Source organism: Streptomyces sp. NPDC047028 (genome assembly GCF_040644095.1).
Classification (GTDB): domain Bacteria; phylum Actinomycetota; class Actinomycetes; order Streptomycetales; family Streptomycetaceae; genus Streptomyces.
The window spans coordinates 1-1,066 of the sequence record NZ_JBEYVS010000139.1; the positions used below are offsets into that span (position 1 = coordinate 1).

General features: G+C 65.1%; 1 protein-coding gene. It reads right to left on the reverse strand.

Translation table 11 applies throughout. The features are described 5' to 3' along the window. The gene (locus ABZ854_RS37305; RefSeq protein ID WP_361220525.1) at positions 1 to 1,062 is read right to left on the reverse strand and encodes an IS630 family transposase; all 1,062 of its coding nucleotides are present in this window, start codon (positions 1,060 to 1,062) and stop codon (positions 1 to 3) included. Positions 1,063 to 1,066: the final 4 nt, after the last annotated feature.

A 1,066-nucleotide genomic window follows, 5' to 3' on the forward strand; every position in this document is an offset into this window, starting at 1 on the left:
CTAGTGTTCTGAGTCGGGAATTCTGTTCAGATATGAGGCGAGGCGTTCAAGGATTTCGTCCGCGGTCTTTGTCCAGACGTAGGGCTTGGGGTCGGTGTTCCAGGCGGCGATCCAGTTGCGGATGTCCTTCTCCAGGGCCTGGACGGATCGGTGGACGCCTCGCCGTATCTGCTTGTTGGTCAGTTCGGCGAACCAGCGTTCGACGAGGTTTAGCCAGGAGGAGCCGGTCGGTGTGAAGTGCAGATGGAACCGGGGGTGTGCCAGCAGCCACTTCTTGATCGCGGGGGTCTTGTGGGTGGCGTAGTTGTCGCAGATCAGGTGGATGTCGAGATCGGCAGGTACTTCCTTGTCGAGCTTGATCAGGAACTTCTTGAACTCCTCAGCCCGGTGTCTGCGGTGCAGGGAGCCGATCACTTTGCCGGTGGCGACCTCGAGGGCGGCGAACAGGGTGGTGGTGCCGGCGCGGACGTAGTCGTGGGTCGCCCGCTCGGGAACCCCGGGCATCATCGGCAGCACGGGCTGGGACCGGTCCAGCGCCTGGATCTGCGACTTCTCGTCGACGCAGAACACCAGGGCCCGCTCGGGCGGGTCCAGGTAGAGGCCGATGACATCGTGGACCTTGTCGACGAAGTACGGATCGGTCGACAGCTTGAAGGTCTCGGACCGGTGCGGCTGAAGGCCGAACGCTCGCCAGATCCGTGACACTGAGGACTGCGAGAGGCCCATCTCCTTCGCCATGGACCGTGTCGACCAGTGCGTCGCGTTCTTCGGAGTGGATTCCAGCGTCCTGGCGACCACCGCGGCGACCTGCTCGTCCGTCACCGTCCTGGGACCGCCCGGACGTGGCATGTCCCCCAGGCCGGCAATCCGGTACCGCACGAACCGGGCCCGCCAACGGCCTACCGCATGAGGGGTCGAACCCAACCGCTCCGCAACGTCCTTGTTCGACGCGCCGGTTGCGCAGGCCAGGATGATCCGGCACCGCAAGGCCCACGCCTGCGGCGTGGAACGACGCCGCACCCACTCCTCGAGCGCGGCCCGTTCCTCGTCCGACAGCGTCAACTCG